22 protein-coding genes are annotated in these 23,469 nt (G+C 53.5%); 13 read left to right on the top strand and 9 right to left on the bottom strand.

All coding sequences use genetic code 11. From position 1 onward, the window contains the following. Positions 1 to 87: 87 nt before the first annotated feature. Positions 88 to 927, bottom strand: a complete 840-nt coding sequence (locus tag ABNT34_RS07055; protein ID WP_348730085.1) for an SDR family oxidoreductase — start codon at positions 925 to 927, stop codon at positions 88 to 90. On the opposite strand from ABNT34_RS07055, the gene ABNT34_RS07050 reads away from it, so the two are divergent. Beyond that, a complete protein-coding gene (locus ABNT34_RS07050) occupies positions 872 to 2,440 on the top strand; it encodes an FAD/NAD(P)-binding protein (protein WP_348730084.1) in 1,569 nt (522 codons plus the stop codon). The two genes, ABNT34_RS07055 and ABNT34_RS07050, sit on opposite strands and share 56 nt — an antisense overlap. Before the next feature lie 56 nt (positions 2,441 to 2,496). On the opposite strand, the gene ABNT34_RS07045 is transcribed toward ABNT34_RS07050, so the two are convergent. Beyond that, positions 2,497 to 2,745 (bottom strand): DUF3297 family protein, encoded by a 249-nt coding sequence (locus ABNT34_RS07045; protein WP_348730082.1) that lies wholly within the window; start codon positions 2,743 to 2,745, stop codon positions 2,497 to 2,499. A gap of 120 nt (positions 2,746 to 2,865) precedes the next feature. Then, positions 2,866 to 3,246 carry a hypothetical protein gene (locus ABNT34_RS07040; RefSeq protein WP_348730080.1) on the bottom strand — a complete coding sequence of 127 codons (381 nt, stop codon included), beginning with the start codon at positions 3,244 to 3,246 and terminating at the stop codon, positions 2,866 to 2,868. A 401-nt stretch (positions 3,247 to 3,647) separates the two neighbouring features. On the opposite strand from ABNT34_RS07040, the gene ABNT34_RS07035 reads away from it, so the two are divergent. Beyond that, positions 3,648 to 4,838: an IS481 family transposase gene (locus ABNT34_RS07035; RefSeq protein ID WP_348730078.1), complete on the top strand. Its 1,191-nt coding sequence runs from the start codon at positions 3,648 to 3,650 to the stop codon at positions 4,836 to 4,838. 569 nt (positions 4,839 to 5,407) lie between these two features. Here the strand turns inward: ABNT34_RS07035 and rluF are convergent. Continuing rightward, positions 5,408 to 6,178 (bottom strand): 23S rRNA pseudouridine(2604) synthase RluF, encoded by a 771-nt coding sequence (rluF, locus tag ABNT34_RS07030; protein ID WP_348730076.1) that lies wholly within the window; start codon positions 6,176 to 6,178, stop codon positions 5,408 to 5,410. Positions 6,179 to 6,354: 176 nt separating this feature from the next. Between rluF and ABNT34_RS07025 the strand changes: the two genes are divergently transcribed. The 4 genes from ABNT34_RS07025 to ABNT34_RS07010 all read left to right on the top strand — a co-directional run bounded on the left by ABNT34_RS07025 (position 6,355) and on the right by ABNT34_RS07010 (position 10,748). Continuing rightward, a complete protein-coding gene (locus ABNT34_RS07025) occupies positions 6,355 to 6,816 on the top strand; it encodes a nuclear transport factor 2 family protein (protein ID WP_348730074.1) in 462 nt (153 codons plus the stop codon). A gap of 198 nt (positions 6,817 to 7,014) precedes the next feature. Then, on the top strand, positions 7,015 to 8,346 hold the full coding sequence (locus tag ABNT34_RS07020; protein WP_348730072.1) for a M24 family metallopeptidase: 1,332 nt from the start codon (positions 7,015 to 7,017) through the stop codon (positions 8,344 to 8,346). Between the two features lie 122 nt (positions 8,347 to 8,468). Next, a complete protein-coding gene (locus tag ABNT34_RS07015; protein ID WP_348730070.1) occupies positions 8,469 to 9,281 on the top strand; it encodes a hypothetical protein in 813 nt (270 codons plus the stop codon). A 120-nt stretch (positions 9,282 to 9,401) separates the two neighbouring features. Beyond that, complete coding sequence (locus ABNT34_RS07010; RefSeq protein WP_348730068.1) at positions 9,402 to 10,748, top strand: DUF3472 domain-containing protein; 1,347 nt, start codon at positions 9,402 to 9,404, stop codon at positions 10,746 to 10,748. A 35-nt stretch (positions 10,749 to 10,783) separates the two neighbouring features. On the opposite strand, the gene ABNT34_RS07005 is transcribed toward ABNT34_RS07010, so the two are convergent. After that, positions 10,784 to 12,193, bottom strand: coding sequence for a sigma-54 dependent transcriptional regulator (locus tag ABNT34_RS07005; protein WP_348730066.1), 1,410 nt, complete (start codon positions 12,191 to 12,193; stop codon positions 10,784 to 10,786). Continuing rightward, positions 12,193 to 14,106 (bottom strand): HAMP domain-containing sensor histidine kinase, encoded by a 1,914-nt coding sequence (locus ABNT34_RS07000; RefSeq protein ID WP_348730065.1) that lies wholly within the window; start codon positions 14,104 to 14,106, stop codon positions 12,193 to 12,195. The genes ABNT34_RS07005 and ABNT34_RS07000 overlap by 1 nt, the downstream gene beginning before the upstream one ends. 305 nt (positions 14,107 to 14,411) lie before the next feature. On the opposite strand from ABNT34_RS07000, the gene ABNT34_RS06995 reads away from it, so the two are divergent. From ABNT34_RS06995 to ABNT34_RS06975, 5 genes are all read left to right on the top strand, one after another. Further along, positions 14,412 to 15,833 carry a cytochrome ubiquinol oxidase subunit I gene (locus ABNT34_RS06995; protein ID WP_348730064.1) on the top strand — a complete coding sequence of 474 codons (1,422 nt, stop codon included), beginning with the start codon at positions 14,412 to 14,414 and terminating at the stop codon, positions 15,831 to 15,833. Continuing rightward, positions 15,833 to 16,858 (top strand): cytochrome d ubiquinol oxidase subunit II, encoded by a 1,026-nt coding sequence (gene cydB / locus ABNT34_RS06990; protein WP_348730062.1) that lies wholly within the window; start codon positions 15,833 to 15,835, stop codon positions 16,856 to 16,858. Before ABNT34_RS06995 ends, cydB begins: the two co-directional genes overlap by 1 nt. 1 nt (position 16,859) lies before the next feature. Further along, entirely contained in the window at positions 16,860 to 17,033 is a 174-nt protein-coding gene (locus ABNT34_RS06985) for a hypothetical protein (RefSeq protein WP_348730061.1), read from the top strand. Between the two features lie 190 nt (positions 17,034 to 17,223). Then, positions 17,224 to 17,547, top strand: a complete 324-nt coding sequence (locus ABNT34_RS06980) for a hypothetical protein (RefSeq protein ID WP_348730059.1) — start codon at positions 17,224 to 17,226, stop codon at positions 17,545 to 17,547. A gap of 86 nt (positions 17,548 to 17,633) precedes the next feature. Beyond that, on the top strand, positions 17,634 to 18,197 hold the full coding sequence (locus ABNT34_RS06975) for a CBS domain-containing protein (protein ID WP_348730057.1): 564 nt from the start codon (positions 17,634 to 17,636) through the stop codon (positions 18,195 to 18,197). A 115-nt stretch (positions 18,198 to 18,312) separates the two neighbouring features. Here ABNT34_RS06975 and ABNT34_RS06970 read toward each other — a convergent pair whose 3' ends face one another. Continuing rightward, entirely contained in the window at positions 18,313 to 18,552 is a 240-nt protein-coding gene (locus ABNT34_RS06970; RefSeq protein WP_348730055.1) for a hypothetical protein, read from the bottom strand. Between the two features lie 337 nt (positions 18,553 to 18,889). Here ABNT34_RS06970 and ABNT34_RS06965 point away from each other — a divergent pair, with 337 nt between their 5' ends. After that, the gene (locus ABNT34_RS06965; protein ID WP_348730054.1) at positions 18,890 to 19,642 is read left to right on the top strand and encodes an SDR family NAD(P)-dependent oxidoreductase; all 753 of its coding nucleotides are present in this window, start codon (positions 18,890 to 18,892) and stop codon (positions 19,640 to 19,642) included. Here ABNT34_RS06965 and ABNT34_RS06960 read toward each other — a convergent pair. Next, positions 19,639 to 20,019, bottom strand: coding sequence for a hypothetical protein (locus ABNT34_RS06960; RefSeq protein WP_348730052.1), 381 nt, complete (start codon positions 20,017 to 20,019; stop codon positions 19,639 to 19,641). The two genes, ABNT34_RS06965 and ABNT34_RS06960, sit on opposite strands and share 4 nt — an antisense overlap. Further along, positions 20,019 to 21,200 (bottom strand): NAD(P)/FAD-dependent oxidoreductase, encoded by a 1,182-nt coding sequence (locus ABNT34_RS06955; protein WP_348730050.1) that lies wholly within the window; start codon positions 21,198 to 21,200, stop codon positions 20,019 to 20,021. Before ABNT34_RS06955 ends, ABNT34_RS06960 begins: the two co-directional genes overlap by 1 nt. A 464-nt stretch (positions 21,201 to 21,664) precedes the next feature. On the opposite strand from ABNT34_RS06955, the gene ABNT34_RS06950 reads away from it, so the two are divergent. Further along, the gene (locus ABNT34_RS06950; RefSeq protein WP_348730048.1) at positions 21,665 to 23,434 is read left to right on the top strand and encodes a S8 family peptidase; all 1,770 of its coding nucleotides are present in this window, start codon (positions 21,665 to 21,667) and stop codon (positions 23,432 to 23,434) included. Positions 23,435 to 23,469 lie beyond the last annotated feature (35 nt).

The following is a 23,469-nucleotide window of genomic DNA, read 5'->3' as shown; positions in this document are numbered from 1 at the left end:
AAGAATGGCAATTCTTAAGATAAGCTTAAAGACACTGCAATTTGCACAAATAAATTTCCGGTACCGATTTTGGTCAAAGGCAGGGGGTTAATGTGCGGCGAGGCCAAACTTGCGTTTGAGGATCCGGTGCAGCAGGCTGGCGGGCAGCACGGCTTTGAGCAGCGGCAATAACCAGCTGCCGCGGCCAACGCGGATATGCAGCTGACGCTGCGGGGTTTGCAGCGCTTTTGCCAGAGCTCTGGCATATTCACTGGCTGGTGTTGGAAAATCCTGCGAAGCGCGGGCTCTGCGGCGCACGCCGTCGCGATATGGCCACCAGCTGGAATCTTCCGACAGCACTTGTTCTGCCAGTTGACTGGCGCGGTCGGCAAAACCGGTGTCAACGGCACCAGTAACTGCTAACAGCACCTGCACGCCTAAAGGTTCCAGCTCCATCCGCAGCGCTTCGCTGACCGCATGCAGCGCCGCTTTGGACGCGCAGTAAACGCCGGCAAAAGGCGTCACCAGACTGGCACTGACACTGCCGATATTCAGTACTGTGCCGTGGCTTTGTTGCAGCAGCGGCAAGGCGGCTTTGGTCATCGCCACCACTGAAAACACATTGGTCTGAAACTGCAGCGCCAGCCGCTCCGGGCTGATATCCAGTACTGGGCCAATCGCGCCGTAACCCGCGTTGTTCACCAATAAATCGAGCCGGCCTTGTTGAGTACTGAGCTGTGCGATGGTGGCATCAATTTGTTGCTGGTCGTTCACATCCAGTGCAAACACGCCAAAACCTTCGGCCTGCAACCGCGCCAAATCGCCGGGTTGACGGGCTGTGGCAAATACCTGATAACCCCGGCTTTTCAGTTCCCGTGCCAAAGCCAGACCAATGCCGCCGGAACATCCGGTGACCAGGGCAATTAAAGATGAGGGGGCTTGTGACATCAGGGACTCCGGCAGGCAAAACATCAATTTCAGCTTCACCTTAACTGCTTTTTTCATTGACAGGAAGGGTGGCCGCCAGTTATCACAGCGGCGGTATCCATGCAGTTGGTCAGAAAAACAGATGCACAACATCGCGATAATAGGTGGGGGGATAGCCGGCATTTCAGTGGCTATCCAATTGATTCAGCAAGCAAAGACTGGGATGTCGCTGACGGTTTTCGACAAAAGCGGCCAGTTCGGCCGGGGTCTGGCCTATCAGCCGCGCCAGGTTGCGCATTTACTCAATGTCCCAGCCGGAAAAATGAGCCTGGACCCGAAAGCGCCGGATGATTTTTTGCTGTGGTTGGCCCGGCAGCCTGCATTTGCAGCCGATGAACCGGCGGTGTTGGCGCAGGCCTATCTGCCGCGTGCATTATTTGGCGATTATGTCGAGCAGCGCTGGCAGGAAGCGCGCAACCGGGCGGTGCAACAGGGGATAACACTTGAGTTGCGGCCGCAGGCGGTAACGGCGCTGGACCTGGCAAATCCCAAGGCGCCACAACTGCAAAGTGACGGCCAGTGGCTGAGCTTTACGGCGCTGGTGCTGGCTTGTGGTAACGAGTTGCCGCACCATCCGGCTGGAGTGTTGGCCCTGACTCAGCATCCGGCTTATGTGCAAAACCCCTGGTCCGATGCCTGGCTTGCCAAACTCAGACCCGACAGCAAAGTGCTGATCTTAGGCAACGGCCTGACGATGGTCGATACGCTGTTATCGCTGCGCGCAGCCGGTTTAAAGACACCGGTGTTGTCGGTATCACCACATGGTTATGGCATGTTACCGCACCGTCATCCCGGCCTGCAGCTCAGCCAGTTTAGTCAGGCTCTGCCGCAGCAGGCCAGCTTACGGCAACTATTGCGGTTGTTTAACCGGGCCCGGCATCAGGTGCGACGCTTAGGCGTTTCGGCCGAGCCGCTGATCGATGCATTAAGACCACACACCCAGCGTTATTGGCAGCAATTCAGCACTGCAGAAAAAACCATGTTTATGCGTCGCTTACGACATTTATGGGGCGTGGCCAGGCACCGGGTGCCGCTGCATTTACATGACCAGCTGCAGCAACAGCGTTTGTACGGTTTATTGGAAGTGCACGCCGGCCAGGTGGTGCAGGCCAGCGCGGCTGGTGAGCAGCTGAACCTACAGATTTGCAGCCGGGTGCATAGGGATGTGGCTGCACAAACCTTTGAGTTTCAGGCCGACTTAGTCATGAACTGCACAGGGCCGGAGCAAGATTACCGCAAATTGGCCGGTCATCCGCTGCAACAGGCGATAGTTGCCGGCGTACTGGCGGCCGGGCCGCTGGGACTGGGCCTTGCGGCCGATGTCACGTCTTTGCGGCTCAAAAACGGCAATGGTGCTGTCTATCCGGCTGTGTATGGCATTGGTTCTTTGCTGCGCGGCGAATTGTGGGAAAGTACCGCGTTACATGAAATACGCCAGCAAGCGCAGCTGATTGCCAGTGAGATCATGACCTGAAAAAAAACGCCCAGGCTGGTCAACACCGGGCGATTTTTTAAAGATTTTGCTGTGTCTTAGCGGTAATAGGCTTCGACTGTGCCTTTCATCGTCATCAGCAGCGGTTGGCCACGGCGGTCGACCGCTTTACCGGCTGGTACTTTGACCCAGCCTTCGCTGATGCAATATTCTTCGACATCAAAACGTTCTTTGCCGTTCAGGCGGATGCCGATATCAAATTCGAACACAGCGGCATTGTAATGCGGGCTGCGCGGTTGGACTGATAAACGGTCTGGTAATTCCGGGCGTGCGGTGGTGTCGTTCATGCTGAGCTTCTGCTGAAAAAAAAGAGCGCCATTGTAGGCAATTGCAGTGGGATGGCTCAAGAGTTAGCAGCAGAAATGTACGGGCGGTGAGTGTTGCCACCCGTATTGTGATGGTGCAGATTAACCCGCGACCTGATTAAACCACTGTTGCTGGCGACTGCGATCCAGCTCTTTCAGTTTTTCCACAGTAGCATTTGGCAGTTTGCGCACTGAACCCTGTTCAAATTGTTTAATGGCACTACCCAGCTCAAATACCGGCGCGGCCTCTGTGCGCTGTTGCTGTAGGGTACGGCATTCGCGCTGACTTGGCGCATAACCCAGTTTGCCAGCATAAGCGGCCAGCAAATTACGCTGATACTGTGAAGTACCTTTGGCTGCCAACTGGCAGTAACCACTGTTGCTGTAGCTGTGTTGTTCTGCAGCCTGTGCAGCGCCGATATTCATCAGACCCAGGGCAAACAGACCGGCCAGCAGTGATGGAGTGTGAGTCAGCAGTTTCATCCGATTTTCCTTCTGAGAGTTGGCGCTGCGGCTGCAGCAACGGGCGTCAGATTAAAGGGCCTGCGTGACAGGGTTGTGGCGGAAGCACTAGAAGAATTGTGACGGATGGATTAGATTTTTTGATGTGTTTTGTCTGTGATGAATAGTCGTTTTTTCTGCTGCCGCTGCCGCTGGTGCTTTGCCCTGCGGGCGGCGGTTTGGTTGTTGTTATCGTTTTTGCCTTTGCGGGGAGACCGTCTAGCAAAGAGTTCACCTGTCGGTGAGTCACTTTCTTTTGTTTCAGCAAAAGAAAGTAACCAAAGAAAAACCGACCGGTAAGGTTCACACTCATAGGTGACACATTAGTTCAAAGACATAGGTAACACTTCTCTGGATGAATAAACCAACATCCGGAGTGAACTATGCCGTGGAATGAGGTGAAGCCAATGGATGAAAAAGTGAAGTTTATTGCTGACTATCTGCGGCATGACGCGCCGTTTAAGGCCTTGTGTAGCCAATACGGGATCAGCCGTAAAACAGGTTATAAGTGGGTTGAACGCTACGAAAAAACCGGTATTGAAGGTTTAAGCGAGCAGAGCCGGCGGCCACATCACACGGGTGTCACCCCTTATACCATTCGTCAGGCGATTGTGGAGCTGCGCTCGTACAAAGGTGATGTGCTTGGCGCAAAGAAAATTCAGGCTTTGTTGTTCAGTCGCTTTGATAGCTCACAGGTTCCTTCGCAAACTACCATTTATAACATTCTCAAAGGCGCAGGTTGCATAGCGGCGCGGCGAAAAAGCAGACGAACCCCCAAAGGCATCAGCCCTTTGAAAAGTGTGCAGCAGGCAAATCAGTTATGGTCAGTCGACTATAAAGGCCAGTTCAGACTGAAAAATGGGCAATGGTGCTATCCACTGACAGTCATGGACCATGCCAGTCGATATTTACTGGCATGTGAAGGTCTGAACTCAACGAAGACGGCTGAAGCAATGCCGGTCTTTGAGCGTTTATTTCGGGAATATGGTTTACCCGCGCGGATCCGCAGTGACAATGGAGTCCCTTTTGCCAGCACAGGTGTTGGCGGATTATCACAACTGTCGATTTGGTGGATAAAATTAGGGATTATTCCTGAGCGGATTGAACCTGGAAAACCCCAGCAAAATGGCCGTCACGAGCGGATGCACCGGACATTAAAACGATGGGTTGGTCAGCCTGGCGCAGCCGATTTAAGTGCGCAGCGGGTCTTACTTGAAGAATTTAAACAACATTACAACCATGAACGTCTTCACGAAGGTTTATCACAAAAGCGGCCATGCGATTTCTACCATCCGTCGAGCAGTTCATATCCGGAAAAACTGCCAGAAATCAAATACCCAGCTTATTTTCAGCATGCCCGTGTTTGCCAGAGTGGGCTCATTTATTGGCGGTCATTTCGCGTCTACATTGGTTATTTACTCCATCGGGAATGGGTCGGCTTAGAGCTGGTGGGAGATGGGGTTTGGGATATCTATTTTGGTCCCGTTCGTTTAGGGACAATAGATGAAAGAAAAGCAAAAGGCGACAAACTGGACTACCTGACTTTGAAAGTGTCACCTATGTCTGTGAAGTAAAATGTAACCTATGTCTTTGACTTCTACAGCACCCGGTTCCGCTCGAAAGACCGATGAAAATCAACAGTTTGAGGCGCTGGGGCAACTCGCGCGGCGCTACCGTCGCCGCACTCAAACACTCCCCAGCTTAAAACCTCAAACCGCTGATTTGCATCGGCTCGCTCCAACGGGCGATGGGTTTTCTTAGTTGTTTTTGTTTTAACGGAAGAAAGTTAAAAGCAAATCTCACGATTACAGCATGCAGCTTTGGATTGTTTCATCGGCACCATCTACAAAACCCTCTCCCCCGTTGGAGCGAGCCGGCTGAAAATCGTTGGCCAAGGTTTTAAAGCGCAGAGTGTTTGAGCGGTGCGACGCTAGCGCACCGCGAGTTGCTGCGCTGCCTTGGACGGCGACTTTTCAGACGGACTTTCGAGCGGAACCGGGGTCGGTTTTTCTTTGGTTACTTTCTTTTGCTGAAACAAAAGAAAGTGACTCACCGTTAGGTGAACTCTTTGCTAGACGGTCTCACCGCAGAGGTAAAAACGAAAAATAAACCAACCGCTGCCCGTTGGGCAAAAACCACCCCATCACTCCTCGTCTTGATAAGCCCCGCCGCCCAACTTCGAAGCTTCTTCAGTCTTACTGGAAGTCAGCAACATAGCCTCAAGCTCCGCCATTTCGACCGGCGTCAGTTCACGCCATTGGCCTGGTGCGAGGCCGGCAAGGCGCACGTTCATAATGCGTACGCGTTTGAGCTTAGTGACATTAAACCCCAAGTATTCGGTCATGCGGCGGATTTGCCGGTTAAGACCCTGACGCAGCACGATATTAAAGGTCTGGCGGGATTTCTGCGTGACCTGACAGGGTAAAGTCACAGTATCGAGAATCGGCACGCCGGCGGCCATTTTTTTCAGGAAGTTGTCGTGAATAGGTTTGTCGACGGTGACGACATACTCTTTGTCGTGTGCATTGCCGGCGCGTAGGATTTTATTGACGATATCGCCGTCATTGGTGAGGAAAATCAAGCCTTCGGATTCTTTGTCCAGCCGGCCAATCGGGAAAATCCGCTCCGGATACTGCACCGCATCAACAATATTGCCTTTGACGTGCAGCTCAGTGGTACAAGTGATCCCCACCGGTTTGTGATAAGCCAGATAAACCCGACGTGGTTTGTTTTTCAACGGTTTGCCAGCCACTTCGACTTTATCATCCGCCGCGACTTTAGTGCCGACCACCGCCACCTGACCATTGACTTTGACCTGGCCCGATTCAATCAGCTTGTCCGCCTCACGCCGCGAGCAAAAGCCGGTGTCGCTGATAAATTTGTTCAGGCGGAATAAAGAAGTAGCGTCGGTCAAAGTGGCAGCCCTGTGGCGGGAAAAAAGTGCGCAAAGTTTAAGGCCGGCGGGGGTTTTGGGCAAGTAAAGCTGTCACGCTGCCCAGCCGTTTTGTCCGCTGCGTCGTCAGCGTTTCCAAATGCAGTCACAACAGTTACAGTAACTCCAGCCAAACTAACGATAATAATGGGAACATAATGATAAAAATCACCTTTCCACTGCTGCTGACGGCTTTGCTCAGTTTTAACCTGTCCGCCCACGGCAATCAGCCGCATACGCCGGCCATCAGCAAAGGCACAGACACAGCCGCCGCCAAGGTTGTGCTGAGCTTTCATCAGGCGCTGAAAAGCGGCGACAAACAGCAGGCGCGCGCGCTGTTGGCCGATGATGTCACTATCTATGAAGGTGGCAGTGTCGAGCGCAGTGCTGATGAATATCAACAGCATCATATGGGTGCGGATATGGCTTATCTGGCCAACATGCAGGTCACCACGCTCGAGCATCAGGTCAGCATCAATGGCGATACCGCCATTTCGATTGCCCGCAGCCATACCAAAGGCACCTACAAGGGGAAAGAGCGCGACCATCAGGGCATGGAAACTATCATCCTGCAATTGCAGGGCGACCAGTGGAAAATTAAGCATATTCATTGGTCGTAACACCGATCAGCAATCACCTCCTGCGGCAGCACCAGACGACTCTGCCGCAGTTGCAGTACGCTTCTTCAACTATCACCGACAAGACCAACTCCCGCCAAATCCGGTCCAATCGCCTGTTGCGGAAAGTTTTTTTCTTTTAGGATAAATTTCAGCCAATAGTTGCGAGCTTAGCCGGGTCTGTCCCAAAGGAAATCAACGATGAAACCACATTATCTGGCGCTCGCGCTGCTGTTCAGTCCTGTTGTTTTTGCCACCACCACGCCCGATGTGTTGTCGGAGCGCGAACAGGCCCAGCTGATTGATGAGCTGCTCCAGCAACGGCTGACGCAGATTCTGCCGCCGCTGATGCAGCGCGAAAACATCGACATGTGGCTGCTGATTTCGCGGGAATACAATGAAGACCCGGTGCTGAAAACCATGTTACCGGCGACCTGGCTGTCAGCGCGCCGCCGCACCATGCTGGTGATAGTCAATCCGGGCGCAGGCAAGGCGCCGGAACTGTATGCTGTGGCGCGTTATGACGTCGGTACGGCGTTTAAAAAAGCCTGGGATGTGGAAAAACAACCGGACCAATGGCAGGCACTCGCCGACCTTATCCGCAGTAAAAACCCCAAACGCATTGGCATTAACCAGTCAGCCAATTATGGTCACGCTGATGGTATGGTCGCGACCGAACTGGATTTGTTGAAAAAAAGCCTCGGCACAGACTTATCCGGCAAGTTAGTCAGTGCGGAAAAACTGGCGGTCGGCTGGCTGGAGACTCGGTTGCCGGCAGAAATCGGGCAATATAAAAACCTGACCGCCATTGGCCACAAGCTGATATCGCGGGCTTTTTCCAACGAAGTGGTCACACCGGGCAAAACCAGCACTGAAGATGTGGTCTGGTGGCTGCGTCAGGAAAGCACCAGGCTTGGCCTGCCGGTTTGGTTCCATCCAACCGTTTCCATCCAACGGCCGAGCTCCGGCAAATTTGACCAGATTAAGGCATTTAGCGCCGCAAAAGCCGACAATATTATTCAGCCCGGCGACCTGCTGCACGTCGATTTTGGCCTGACTTACCTGCGGCTTAATTCCGACCAGCAACAACATGCTTATGTGTTGCGGCCGGGCGAAACCGATGCACCGGACTATTTAAAACAAGCGCTTCAACACGGCAATCAGGCGCAGGATATTCTGACCGGCAACTTTAAAACCGGCCTCAGCGGCAACGCCCTGCTGGCGAAAAGTCTGCAAGACGCCAAAAACAAAGGCCTGAAAGCGACCATCTACAGCCATCCGATTGGTCATCATGGCCACGCCGCCGGCCCAACCATCGGCATGTGGGACAACCAACACGGCACACCGGGCAGCGGCGATTATCCGCTTTATGCCAATACGGCTTATTCGATTGAACTGAATGTGGCGGTAGATCTGCCGGCCTGGGGCAACGAAATTCGCATCATGCTGGAAGAGGATGGTTATTTTGATGGTCAGCGATTTTATTATCTCGACGGCAGACAACAACAACTGCACCTGATCCGCAGCCAATAACCGTTTTTCTGTCCAATTTGCCGCTAAATTTCGCCAGTTCACCGGTTTTTTCGCTGAAATTCAGTCGAAAAAATCGCTGACTGCGTTACAGTTTGATGCAGAGCAGCACGACGGGAACGACTGTGACACGACAATTTTTGTTTGCCCTCAGTTTTTTTGCCACCGCAGCGACAGCAGCGCCGCTGCAGATGGTGCTGCTGGAAAATCACATGCCGCTCAGTGACGACAAAAGGATTAATGTCGAAACCCGGATCCTGCCCAAACTACAACAAATCGCCCTGCCCGAACTGCAAATAGAACCACAGCTGCTCAGCAATGCCCGCGCCTGGGAGTTGCTGCGCCAGAACAGTAATTATTGTGCGCTGAATAAAGTCCACACGCCGGAGCGCGAGCAGTTTTTGTATTTCGCCAAACTGCCAACCAGCGTTTATCCGCCGTTGCAATTACTCAGCACCCGACCACTGTCTACGCAACCTGTTAATCTGGAACAACTGCTGCAGCAGCATCCGGAGCTAAAAATCGGAGTGGCAGCAGGCCGCAGTTATAACCCGGCGATCGACTTGCTTATCAAACAATATCCGCAGCAGTTTTTTGTCCGTAGTGGCGATGACGCTGCCGAAAATCTGGCGCTGATGCTCGGCAAACAGCGACTGGATGCCGTAATTGAATTCGCGGCTATAGTGCGGGCCAGCTTAAAAAAACAAGGCATCAATCAGCCAGTCATAGGCCAGACGCTGCAAGGAGTCGTGTTGTCGCGCGGTTATATCGTCTGTAACAAAAGCCCGCTTGGTCTGCAGCTCATTCGCCTGCTCGACCAGAAAATGCAGGACCGGCAGTATCAGGGCGATTTAGTGCGTTATCACCGCGAGTTTTTTGGCGCCACCGACTACGCCTTGATCCATGCCGACCTGATGCAGTTTTTTTCACCACAATAAAATATTCGCAAGTTTCATTTGCTTTCTTTTTGTGCAAAAGTTAGCATCCTGCAAAACCATTCATAAATATTTCACTTTATTTTAAATAGCTTTATTTAAGAAGTGTGCAGGAGTGTTGTTATGAGGCATCAATCACTGGCCGGAACGGCCCTGTTATTTTTATCATTGCTGCAGACAGGCTGTGGCAGTAGTGGCGGCACATCCAGCGCTACTGTCACCACACCAGCACAGCAAACCCCGTCGCAACCGCAAACACCGCAACTGAGCATCAAAGTGCCGACCGCGGCCAATAGTTGGGTGGAAGGCAATTCGAAAGAAACTGAAAGCATTATTCAGACTAATGGCATCCGCAACTGGCGTCGTAGTTCGGACACAATAGTCACATACCTGCGGCTTGGTAAAACTGGCGAGCTGGAACTGGCGTTAAATGCCAAAGTGTTGTCTGGCACTTCGGCGCTGGAAGTCAGCCTGGGCGGTGTCAGCAAAAAAGTTGAACTGAGCAACACGGCCTTGCAGCAGGTTTATGTCGGCAAATTCAGCGTCAGCAAGCCGGGTTATCAGAAAATCGTGTTGCGCGGCATCAGTGCCAGTGCCGAGGTGTTTGCCGATATTAATGACATTTTCATCGGCGGCAGCGCGGTCGGCAGTGACAGCTATTTTATTAAAGATGAGTTTTACTGGGGCCGGCGTGGGCCTTCGGTGCACCTGAATTATCCGAGCCCGACCAATGCAGCGGTGGAATACTTTTATTCGGAACTGACAGTCCCGGCCGGCCAGGACGTGATTGGCTCTTATTACATGGCCAATGGTTTTGGTCAGGGTTATTTTGGTATTCAGGTCAATTCCGCCAGCGAGCGCCGCGTGTTGTTTTCGGTCTGGAGCCCTTACGAAACCGACGACCCAAGTAAAATACCGCCGGAAGACCGGGTACAGCTGCTGCGCAAAGGGCCGGAGGTCCAGACCGGTGAATTTGGCAATGAAGGCTCCGGTGGTCAGAGTTATCTGGTTTATCCGTGGCGCGCCGACAACACCTACAAATTTCTGCTCAAAGCCAAACCGGGCGACAATAACAGCACCGATTACAGCGCCTGGTTTTATGCACCGGAGCAGGCCAGCTGGCGCCTGATCGCCAGCTTCCGCCGGCCCAAGACCCAAACCTGGTTAACCCATCATCACGCCTTTCTGGAAAACTTTATCCCGGAAGCCGGTCAGTTCAGCCGTGAAGCGCAATATGGCAACGGCTGGATCAGAACTGCCGCCGGTGAATGGCTGCCGTTACAACAAGCCAGTTTCAGCTATGACGATACCGCTAAACGGCAATCGCGCTGGGACTATCAGGGCGGCGTGAAAAATGGCCGGTTTTATCTGAAAAACGGTGGTTTTTTTGATGATTTCACCACTTATGGCAGCAAATTCAGCCGCGAAGCCACCGCAGCACCAGTGCTGGATTTAACCCAGTTACCTTAAACTGAATACAGCGCACAGATGAACAAGGGCAACCGTTAATCGGTCTGCCCCATCTGCTGCAGGCCATAACGTTCAATTTTTTTCAGCAGGCCCTGGCGCGACAAACCAAGCTGACGCGCCGCCTGACTGCGGTTGCCCTGATGGGTGGTCAGCGCTTCGCTTAATAAACGAATTTCCAGCTGGCGCACCTGCTCGTCCAGCGAACTGCCGGGCGGTAACTGCACATCGGCAAACGCAGACTCCTGCGCGTCGAGATGCAACAGCTGAATATCGGCCAGCTGCACCACGCCGTGACGGGCTATCGCCACCACACTTTCCAGCGTATTGCGCAGTTCACGTACATTGCCCGGCCAGGGCCTTGCTAAAAACCATTGCAGTGCTGGTGCCGACAACTGGACGTTTTGCGCTGACTTTGCGGCGATCTGCTGTAAAAAGTGCTGGATCAGCAGCGGAATATCTTCACGCCGCTCGTCCAGCGCCGGAGTTTCCAGCGTGATGCCTTTGATGCGGTAATACAAGTCTTCGCGAAAACGACCCTGTTTCACCAGTTCAGGCAACTGCGCATTGGTGGCCGATACCAGCCGGATATCAATTTTTTTCTGCTCGCGGCCACCGACCGGATAAAAAGTGCCTTCCTGCAACACCCGCAGCAGTTTGACCTGCATCGGCAGCGGCATCTCACCAATCTCATCGAGAAACAGCGTGCCGCCGTCGGCCATACTGAGCAGGCCCTGCCGGTCTTTGTCAGCGCCGGTAAAAGCCCCACGCACATAACCAAACAACTCACTTTCCAGCAATTCGGCCGGAATAGCACCGCAATGCACCGAGACAAAAGGCCCGGCGGCGCGCAAGCTGAGCTGATGCAGCGCTCTGGATACCACTTCTTTGCCAGTCCCGGACGGGCCTGTCACCAGTACCCGCACGTCGGTCGGTGCGATGCGTTCAATCAGCGTGCGGATATTGCGCATTGCCGGCGACACTCCCACCAGCTGCTGCAGCCCTTGCTGCGCCACAGCGCCGCGTTTGAAGCTGTTCAGCTCCTGTTCCAGCAAGTGTTTACTGACCGCCCGCTTCACCACGACCGCCAGTAAGTCCGGATCTATCGGTTTGGCAAGGAAATCCCAGGCGCCAAGGCTAATTGCCTGCAGCGCCAGTTCCCGTTCGGCATGGCCGGTCAGAATGATCACCGGCTGGCCGGCCAGCTCTGGTAGCGCCTGCAAGGTGGCCTGCGGGTCAAAGGCCGGCGGTAAAGATAAATCCAACAGGATTAAATCAACCTGCTGTTGCGCCAGCACTGTTTTGGCCTGAGCCACATCGGCTGCGAGCAACACCTGATGGCCCTGCTGCTGCAAAAATCGTTCAGCCAGCAGGCGAAACGCCGGTTCGTCGTCGACCAGCAAGATGCGGGTTGTGCGGAAATTATCTAACGAAAAAGCAGCGCTCATCAGCGTATCTCTCCGGAAATAGCAGGCAAATGTAATACGAAGCAGACCGGCCAGACCGGGTCGCTTTGATGTTGGATACGGCCCTGATGGGCCTCGATAATACGGGCGACAATGGCAAGACCCAGGCCACTGCCACCGGCCCTTTTACTGACAAAAGGCCGGAATAGCTGGCCGTCGAGCAAAGATGCATCCAGCGCCGGGCCATTGTTCAGCACACGGATTTGCACTTCGCCGCCGAAAATACCGGCTTCCACCCGCAGACAAGCGCCGGGCTGATTGCGTAAAAAGGCAAAAGCGTTGTCGAACAGGTTCTGCAGCACCTGCTGGATGCGGTAGGGGTCGGCCTGCAGTTGTAAACCAGCAGGCATCTCCAGCTCAGTACGCACGCCATCCGGCGCCTGCTGTAACAATGACTGCACCAGCGGTTGCAGCTCAAACAACACCGGTTGCAGCTGCATCCGGCCGGCATACACCAGCATGTCGGCGATCAGCCGGTCGGCGCGCTTTAGCTGAGTCTGAATATGGCCACGCAGTTCGGCATCGACCGCAGCCGAAGCCATCGAGATGATATTCAGCGGGTTACGCAATTCATGCGCCATCGCCGCGGCCAAAGCGCCGAGTTCAACCAAATGTTGCTGCGCCAGCTGCTGTTTTTCAGCTTCGGCCAGCGCTAAGGCCGATTGCAAACGGGCGCAGCTGCTGACCAGCAAGGAGCCAAACACTTCAGCAGTCAGTTTTAAGGTTGGTGTCAGACCTTGCTCGCCATCAATTGAAAATTGCCAGCTGTTACCTGCTGACTCACTGCTTTTCACTGCAATAACCTGCAATTTCAGCGACGACGATTCAGTGCTCTGCGCCAGCAGTTCAGTGCCCTGCAACAGCCCAATTTGTACCGGTTGTTTTAACGGCTGACGAATGAGCACTGCCGCCTGCTCAGCAAGCTGCTGCCAGTCGGCAGCCAGAGCCAGCTGTTGCTGCCAGCGGCTGACCATGGCTTCGCTGAGCTGCACGCCAGGGAAAATCAGCCGTTCGGCCAACCGACTGGCCGGCCGGTACGCGGCGGCGGCGAATAACAGCAACAAACTGGAATACAGCCAGAGCTGCCAGCCCGGCACTGCGGCTAAAGCCGGCATGCCAAACTGACCGAATAACGAACTGATCAGTGCCGTCAGCAACAACAGCAGCAGCCCCATCACCAGATACAGCAGCGCGCGACTGGCAAAGGCATTGACCGCCAGCAGCTGATAACGCACCACGCTGTACACCAGCAGCACCAGATACAGCGGCAACACCAGCATCGGCCAGGGATACCAGTTCAGGCCTAACGAGGGAAAGACAAAGCTGGTCGCCAGTAACAAACCAATGCCGGCGGTCATTGAAATAGCTACCACAGAATGACGTTTATTGCCCTGATAAGCATGGCGGCCGCGCCATAACACCCAGTGCGCCAACATACCAAGCAGCACGGTGTACCCCAGATTAAACCAGCCAAAGCCATCAAACAGAAAAAACACCGGCATACCATATAGCGCCTGTACCCGCGCCGACGGTTGTGACCAGCTCAGCAGCACCACCAGCACCGAGCCCAGCAACAGCCAGGCCTGATACTGGCGTAACCATTCAATCCAGCGCAGCTGCGGTTGTTGCGGCTGTGTCGTGACATAACGCAGCGCAAATTGCAGAAAAAACGCCGGCATCAGCGGATTGGCTAAGATCAGCACTTTACCGGGCAGTAGCAAGTCATGTTGCAGCGCCAGATGGCCACCGCACCAGGCCGCCATCATGGCGCAAAAACCGGCCAGCGGTTTTAACACCGGTTGAAAACGGGCATGCCACCAGAGCCAAAGCCCGGTCCACAAAGCACTGAGACTGGTCAGTCCCAGCATGGTTTCAAATAACAGCGCTAAATCCATCAGGTCTCCCCGCATTTCAGACACAGAGTGTCAACGGTGTTGACGCTTTATTGTGGACATAGCGTAAACCAGCTTGTCAGCGTGCTCAAGCGGCTTGGTATTTATTGATACAGATCAATGTTTTGCTAAATTGTACCGGCATGGCCCAACAATCGCATTGAACTGGCATCGCTGTTGATTTTCAGGTCGTTTGGGAGTTCATCCATGCTGTGGTCTGTCTTTTTCACTGAATTGGCTTTTCTGGTAGGTATCGCCGCCGTACTGGCGCCGTTATGGTTCTGGGCCGGACGCGGCCGGGGAGCAGCATGATGGAACTGGATTCCGCGCTTCTGTCCCGGCTGCAGTTTGCCTTTACTGTCAGCTTTCACATTATTTTCCCGTCTATCACTATTGGCCTCGCGACGCTTATCGCTATCTGGGAAGGCCTGTGGCTGAAAACCCGCAATCCGCTGTACCTGCAACTGGCTAAATTCTGGATCAAACCTTTTGCCATTACTTTTGGCATGGGCGTGGTGTCCGGTATTGTACTGTCGTACGAATTTGGCACTAACTTCTCGAAGTTTTCTGAGCTGACCGGCGCTGTACTCGGACCTTTAATGGCCTACGAAGTACTGACGGCGTTTTTCCTCGAAGCCGGGTTCCTCGGTGTGATGCTGTTTGGCTGGCAACGCGTCAGCGCGCGGCTGCATTTCTTCGCCACTTGCACTGTGGCAGTCGGCACCTGGATCTCGGCGTTTTGGATCATCGCCGCCAACAGCTGGATGCAAACCCCGGCTGGCCACGCCATCGTTGACGGTAAATTTGTCGTCGAAAGCTGGCTGGAGGTAATTTTTAACCCGTCGATGCCGTACCGGCTGGTGCATATGCTGCTCGCCACTATGCTGACCGCTGGTCTGGTTGTTCTCGCTACTTCGGCCTGGTATTTACGTCGCAAGGAACATATCGCCTTTGCTCGCAAAGGCCTGTCATTTTCGCTGTGGTGGTTATTGATTTTTGCGCCTTTACAGGCGTTTGTCGGCGATTTGCACGGCCTGAACGTAAAAGAACATCAGCCAGTGAAAGTCGCGGCAATGGAAGGCATTTGGCCAGCGCGTGAACACAATGTGCCGCTGTTATTGTTTGCCATTCCGGACCCGGTGCAGGAGAAAAACCACTTTGAAGTCGCCATTCCGGACATGGCCAGTTTGATCCTGACCCACGACTGGCACGGTGAACTGACCGGCCTGCAATCGGTGCCAAAAGCCGACAGACCCAATGTGCCACTGGTGTTTTTCTCGTTCCGCGTCATGGTTGGCCTGGGCGTTCTGATGATAATGCTGGCGCTGTGGGGCCTCTGGCTGCGCCGGCGCGACGCGCTGTACCAACAGCCGCTGTTTTTATGGCTGTGTAGTCTGATGGCGCCAACCGGGGTTATTTCAGTATTAGCCGGCTGGTATGTGGTTGAAGTCGGCCGCCAGCCCTGGATTGTCTATGGCCTGGTCCGCACCAGCGAGGTGGTGTCTCCGCTGCCGCCAGAGCGGGTGGCGTTGTCGCTGACCCTGTTTGTGCTGACATACAGCCTGCTGTTTGGCGTCTATCTGTATTTTTTCCGCAAACTGATTAAAAAAGGCCCGCCGCCGCTGGCAGACTTACAACACCATCTGATTGGCGTTGAAGCCTCTGGTTATGCACTGGCGCTGACCAAAACCCTACACGGCACAGCCACTCAGACTGAAGGAGCCAAATAATGGATTTACCGCTGTTTTATTTCCTGTTGCTGGGGTTTGCCATCCTGATGTACGTGCTATTGGATGGCTTTGACCTCGGGATCGGTATTTTATACCCTTGGTTTCGCGACGAAGCCGACAAAGACCAGCTGATGCGCTCCATTTCCCACGTCTGGGATGGTAACGAAACCTGGCTGGTGTTTGGTGGTGTCATTCTGTTCGGCGCTTTTCCGGCGGCTTACGCCGGCCTGACCTCGGCCTTGTATGCGCCCATTATGCTGATGCTGATTGGGCTGATTTTTCGTGGCGTGGCTTTTGAATACCGTTTTAAATCAACAACCTCCAAACGTTGGTGGAACCGCGCTTTTGCTATCGGCTCCACGGTGGCAGCCTTTTGCCAGGGCCTGATGCTTGGCGTACTGATTGGCGGGACACCGCTGGTGTCAGCCTCGCCGCTGGATTTACTGACCCCCTTCACTGTGTTTACCGGTTTTGCTTTACTGGCCGGTTATGCCCTGCTCGCTTGTACTTATCTGGTGATGAAGTGCCGCGACGAGCGGCAACAACGCGCGGCGCGCTACGGCCGTCGTTTAGTTTGGGTGCTGATGGTGGCAATGTTGGTGGTCAGTATCGCTACTGCGCTTGGCAGCGACGACATCTGGCAACGCTGGTTTGGCGGCTGGCATTTCCTCTGGTTGTGGCCGCTGCCTTTGTTATCAGTGCTGGCCGCCCGTCTGCTTTATCGCGATTTAGGCCGGGTGCAGCGTCATTTAAAAGCTGGCGCCATCCCGCATAGCCGCCACGAAGACCGGCCATTCTGGCTTGCCGCCAGCTTGTTTGCATTGGGCTTTGCCGGCCTGCTGGTCAGCCTGTTCCCGGCAATAGTGCCGGGCCAGCTCAGTTATCTGCAAGCAGCCGCACCGCAAGCCAGCCTGCAGTTTATGCTGCCGGGTGTATTGATTTTTGTGCCTTTAATCCTGGCTTATACCTGTTGGGGTTACCGTATCTTTGCCGGTAAAGTCGAAGACTTCAGCGAGGGCTACTGAGATGGAAAACAAGACCCGGACAGCTGAAATTTTTTCTCTTACAACTGCCATTCGTCGCAAATGGCAGCGGTTACAACGCCCGGGCAACCATTGGTTTTTCCTGTTGTATCTGGGAGGGCTGGCCGCGATCTTTGCGATCGCCAGCTTATTGAAATTTGGCATAAAATTGCTGTAGCTACAGGGTTTTTCAAACAAGATCCAACCAGATAAACTGCAGTAAATCTTGACCTGGATCAGAGTTTTTAAACACAGCCTGATTGACTTTTTCGCTCAGGCTGTGCGTTTTTTTTCATTGCCTTTTTAAAACAGCCACTGCTATAGTCAAATCATGGTTCTGCTGTTGAACCTGTCAGAGATTTGATTCTATGCGTCTGCTGAAACTGTTTTTAGTCATCCTCTACATGAGTATCCAGCTGTCGGGTGAAACCCGCTCTGCATCTCAGGCATGGGTTGATAATACAGAAGCACAGTTCAGTCACAGTCAGGTCCTGCTCAGCCAGCAAAGTCCTAAAGTTGCTGACGCAGAAACGCCAAAAGACCCCGAAACCAAACATCCGGTGCTGTTACAGGCCACATCTGTTGCCACTGCCTATTATCCGGACGTTATTGCCTACACCTTCAGTGGTCCACAGCCACGTCAGCCAAATCTGCTGCTCGCTGCGCCTCGCGCACCACCTGCCATCGCCTAATCTGTTGTCCCGCTGTCAAAACAGCATTGCATTCTTTATTTCCAGATTAGATTGGGCCTGCGTTGACGGGCTCCTGTGAGGCATGTATGAGAAAGTTAAACGTTTATACCGTTGATAATATTGATCATTTAATCCAACCAACCGAATTTGCCGATACCACGTTAAAGTCACCGGCACTGCAGATTTTTAATGACTTCCGTCACAGTGCACCAGCCATTCTGGATGCAGAAACGAATGCGTTGGAAGCACTGGATATGATGACGCATGAACACTGCAGCTTTAAGCTGGTGGTGGATACGCATAAAGAAATGATTGGTCTGATCAGTACAGAACAACTGTCATCACAGAACATCATGCAACATGTCAGCAAAGACTTAAAAGCCAGTGAGCTGCAGGTGGTTGATCTGATGCGTCACCGCGACAACCTGATCGCCCTGTCCTACCAGCAGATTCAGCACTGCACTGTCGGTGATGTACTGAACACACTGCAGCACAATGGCGAATCGTTCTGTGTAGTGATTGATTTAGAAAACCACCAGATCCGTGGGGTGATCAGTGCCCGTGACATCGCCGGCCGCCTGCATTTACCGCCGCTGGAAATTGAACGGCATCCAACCTTCCTGAATATCTTCGACCGGTTGTACGCATAAAGCGTCGGGTTACACAAATCAGGTTGGGACCGGCTGTTGGGGCCGGACTGGTTGGGACAACAAAGGCGGCTTCGGCCGCCTTTGTTGTTTTTGCTTAGAAAGCAGTTACAAGTAATCAGTAGTCGTCCTGCATCCGGCTCATCAGACTGGTCAGATAGGCAATGCCATTTTCTGCCGACAAAGCATTGATAGGCGCCTGTCCCATGGTATAAGCATTGGCATTGGTCAACCACTGCGCAAACAACGCGTCAGAGCCGAAATAGGCCAGACCCTGCTGATAAAACTGTTCTGCTTCCACCGGATCAATCGCATGTGAACGAATCATCCGATATGCATTTTCCGAGATTGTTGCCATAGCATCCCTCCTGCGGTGTTTGCCTGAACCTTTTTACTATAGCCAAGGCTGCTGATTCGCCAAGCGCAGGGCAAAGATTCGCTACAACCCGCGCCACGCCAGCTTTACAGACTCTGCATTCGTACGCAGCCACAGGCAGACGACGGATCCCCTATATTGCTGACACAGTTCAGTTTTATTGCGATCTGCCGCTATGCGCCCGTTGCGGTGTTGCCGTCACATCCGGTGGATTTTTTTTTTTCGCCAGCGTGACAGTCAGCTGCGGCATGACACCAAACCGCTGATCTGAGCGGGCGCTGCTGCGTACCTGTAAGCAGACAACAACAGGAGTCTGCAGATGCATGTAGTTATTTTGGGTGGAAATAGCGGGATTGGCGCGGCTTTAACCGCCCATTATCTGAGTCGCGGCGAAACGGTGTCGGTATTTAGCCGTGCCGCACTGGCGGTTGAACCTGCCACAGCTGCCCTTGTGACCCGGCAGGGATCACAACCGGTTCTGCACCAATATCTGTATCAGCCAGAACAGCTGGAACAAAGTTCTGCCCAGCTGCAAGATGCGCTGGCCTCTGTGTTCAGCAAACCAGTCGATCTGGTGTTTTGTTGCCTCGGTCTGCTGCACCAGACAGAGCTACAGCCAGAGAAAAGCCTGCGGCAACTCAGCGCTGCCAACTTACGCCAGGCCTTTGAAGTGAATACAATTTTGCCGGCGTTGTGGCTGCAGGCCGTCTGGCCCTGGCTGACCAGGTCACCACAAGTGAAATTGTGCTGGTTATCCGCGAAAGTCGGCAGTATTGGCGACAATCAAAGTGGTGGCTGGCATAGTTATCGCGCCAGTAAAGCCGCACTGAATATGCTGGTACGAGGCGCCGCGATAGAACTGAAACGTCAGCTGCCGCAAGCGACCCTGGTTGCGTTGCATCCGGGTACCACCGACACAGCGATGTCAAAACCCTTCCAGCGCAATTTGCCAGCCGGCCAATTGCAAAGCCCTGCGGCAACCGCACAGCGACTGGCCACAACAGTGGAAGATTTAACCCCGGCTCAAAATGGTGCTTTGTTACATTGGGATGGCACAGTGCTGCCGTATTAATGTGAGGCTGTTTGGTGTGAACTGAGCACGCAGAAGCATCGAAGGTCCAGCGGCGGGAATTCACTGCAGACGCTGATATGACGCAGCGGCGGTTTTAGCACAATGCCTTTTTTAAACAAGGCCTGTTGCAGCTGCAGCTGCCAATCTGGCAATGCCGTGAGCAACAACTCGCGCTGGTCAGCGGGCGCCAGCACATAAACCAATAAACTTTGCGGAAAATGCTCAAACTGTAGTTGATAAGCCAGGCCCAGGCCGCCCTGTTGTTGCCAGTCAGGCCACAACTTTTGCAGCACCTCGCGCAGTTTTTGCTCCTGCTGCTGGCAGCGCGCCGATAATTTACGACTTAGCCAGTCCGGGCCGGGTTTAACACTGGCCATCAGCAATACTGCCCGGCAACCCAGCCCGAGCTCCAGGCCCACTGGAAGTTGTAACCGCCGAGCCAGCCAGTGACATCCATCACTTCGCCAACAAAATACAGGCCCGGCTGTTTTTTCGCTTCCATGGTTTTGGACGACAACTCGTTGGTATCAACGCCGCCCAAGGTCACTTCAGCGGTGCGATAACCTTCAGTGCCGTTGGGTTTAAATACATAATGATGCAGCGCCTGACTGATATTGCTGATGGTTTTATGTTGCAGCGCTTTTAGTGGCTGATTGTTGATCAGCTTGATTTCTATCAGTTTTTCCACCAGCCGTTTCGGTAATACTTTACCCAAGGCCGTTTTCAGTTCCTGCTCCGGGTGTTTTTGCTGTTGCTCACGTAAAAATTCGGAGACATCAAGCTGTGGTAGTAAATTGATCAACAAATCATCACCGGGCTGCCAGAACGAAGAAATTTGCAGAATCGCCGGACCGCTCAAACCACGGTGGGTAAACAACATATCTTCCGGGAACATCACGTCATTGGCTTCGGCAGTGACCGGCAACGCCACACCGCTGATTTCTTCAAATACCGCTTTGTCGGCCGGTTGCCAGGTCAGTGGCACCAGTGCGGCGCGTACCGGTAATAGCTTCAGGCCAAACTGTTCCGCCAGCTGATAACCAAAAGCAGTAGCCCCTAAGTTTGGCAGACTGAGGCCGCCGCAGGCCACCACCAGGCTCTGGCAGCTGCGTGTCAGTTCTGGTGTCACTACCTGATACAGGCCATCTGCATGCGTGACGCTGCTAATTTGTTGCTGCAAAGCAATCTGCACACCGGCTTTGCGGCATTCGCTGCTGAGCAGCTCAACAATATCTTTGGCGCTGTCATCGCAAAACAACTGACCTAAAGTTTTTTCGTGATAAGGGATTTGGTACTGCTGCACCAGACTGATGAAATCCCATTGGGTGTAGCGGCTTAACGCCGACTTGCAGAAATGCGGGTTTTGCGACAGGTAATTCTGGTGGCTGGCATAGATGTTGGTAAAGTTACAACGTCCACCGCCGGACATCAGAATTTTCCGGCCGATTTTTTTGCCGTTATCCAGCACCAGCACGCGCCGGCCGCGTTTACCGGCTTCAATCGCACAAAACAAACCGGCGGCGCCTGCGCCAATCACTATGACATCCCACTGCTGCATCTGGAATTTACACCTCTGATATTCGGGTTCGGCCACAGCATTAGCAATGACGGGCTGAAAACCGGCTATTGTCCGGCGGATCTGCCAGAAAGGCAAACGTCAGTGCCGCTCTAACAGTCACACATGACCAAAAATGCAGAAATAACCGCATTTTTTATACCTTTTAAATCTAACTTATTACCGATAGTAATAAATTCACAGCTGTAACTATTTGTAATAATTCACAGCAATGATGCCTGCTCCAGCACGATCGCCACAGCCAAATTGCACCACATTAGTGCATAGTGATTTTTAAACAGTCCCATTTATATAACCAAATGTTAATTTAGTTATCTTTACAGCATGAATGCATTGATGAAATATTGCGCTTCCCGCATCACAGCGCAGCACCTCAGTGTGCAGCAGCAAAAATAATAGCGGGCACTGTCCAGGCAATTACAACAAGACGTTATTGAGAACTTACAATGCAACCATTCAAATTACATAAAATCGCCCTTGGAACCCTTACAGCATTGATGCTGGCCCCAGTCACCGCACAGGAAGTCAGCCTGGCGGATAACAAACAAGCCACCGAAGCCAATACCCAGTTTATTCTGACGTACAAACAAGGTGGCAATGCCACCGGCGACGTGCTGTCGGACGCTGATATGACCACGCAAAGTTTCGTCGATGAACAAATCAATGTGCAGCAGCATGTCGAAGAAACTCTGTCGGTACTGGCCGGTTCTGAGCTGGATTATGTCCGCGCCAGCGCCGTCAATGGCCGCCATATTGTGCGCGCTGAGCGTCGTCTGAGTGACAAAGAAAAAGCTGACATGATCAAAGCGCTGAAAAACGATCCGAATGTCGGTGAAGTTGAGGAAGACCGCTTATTGCAAATCATGGCAACGCCGAACGACACCCAATACAACAACCAGTGGCATTATTATGAAAATACCGGTGGCCTGCGCGCACCGGCAGCCTGGGACCAGGCCGATGGTACCGGCGTGGTTGTGGCGGTACTGGATACCGGTTACCGCCCACATGCTGACCTGAATGCCAACATTCTGCCTGGCTATGACATGATTTCCGATTCTTTCATCGGTAACGACGGCAGTGGCCGCGACAGTGACGCTAAAGATCCGGGTGACTGGGTCGCGGTTGGTGCCTGTGGTGGCGGTCAGCCAACACAAGCACAGGATTCCAGCTGGCATGGTACTCATGTCGCCGGCACAGTAGCCGCAGTCACCAATAACAACAGTGGCGTTGCCGGCGTGGCGTACAAAGCCAAAGTGGTGCCAGTACGGGTATTGGGTAAATGTGGTGGTTACACCTCTGACATCGCAGACGGCATTATCTGGGCTTCTGGTGGCACTGTGTCCGGCGTACCGGCCAACGCCAACCCGGCGAAGGTCATTAACATGAGTTTAGGTGGCTCCGGTGCCTGTGACTCAACCACGCAGGCAGCCATTAACTCAGCGCGTTCACGCGGTACAGTCGTGGTCATCGCCGCGGGTAATGACAATGACAACGCCAACAACTACAACCCGGGCAACTGTGCCGGCGTGGTCAACGTAGCATCGACCAATCGCAACGGTGGCCGCGCTTATTACTCCAACTACGGTACTTCGGTTGACGTCGCAGCGCCAGGCGGTGCACAGAACTCAGCCAATGACTCGAACGGTGTGTTGTCGACCCACAATAGCGGCACCACCACACCAGGCTCAGACATCTACACCTATATGCAAGGCACGTCTATGGCTGCTCCACATGTAGCAGGCGTCGCGGCATTAGTACTGCAGAAAAAACCAACGGCCACGCCGGATGAAGTGGAATCAATTCTGAAGACCACCACCCGCGCCTTCCCGGCCACCTGCACCAGCTGCGGTACCGGTATTGTTGATGCCGCTGCTGCAGTGACGAAAGCCGCCGGCGGTACTGGTGGCGGTACCACGCCGGTCACCACCACTACACCAAATATCTCAGTGGCAAAAAGCACCTGGAAATATTACACCCTGACAGTGCCTGCCGGTCGCACTAACCTGACCATCAGCACTGCGGGTGGCACTGGTGACGTTGACCTGTACGTGCGCCTCGGTTCACAGCCGACGCTGAGCAGCTACACCTGCCGGCCATACAAAACCGGTAGTACTGAAAGCTGCAGCTTCACCAACCCAACTGCCGGCACTTACCATATCGGTCTGTACGGTTATGCTGCAGTTACTGGCCTGACGCTCAGCACCAGCCAGCAATAACCGTCTGATATAGAACTAAAAAAGCCGCTGATGCG

Source organism: Rheinheimera texasensis (assembly GCF_964031785.1).
GTDB classification, from domain to species: domain Bacteria; phylum Pseudomonadota; class Gammaproteobacteria; order Enterobacterales; family Alteromonadaceae; genus Pararheinheimera; species Pararheinheimera texasensis_A.
This window is presented reverse-complemented; position numbering and strand designations above follow the sequence as displayed.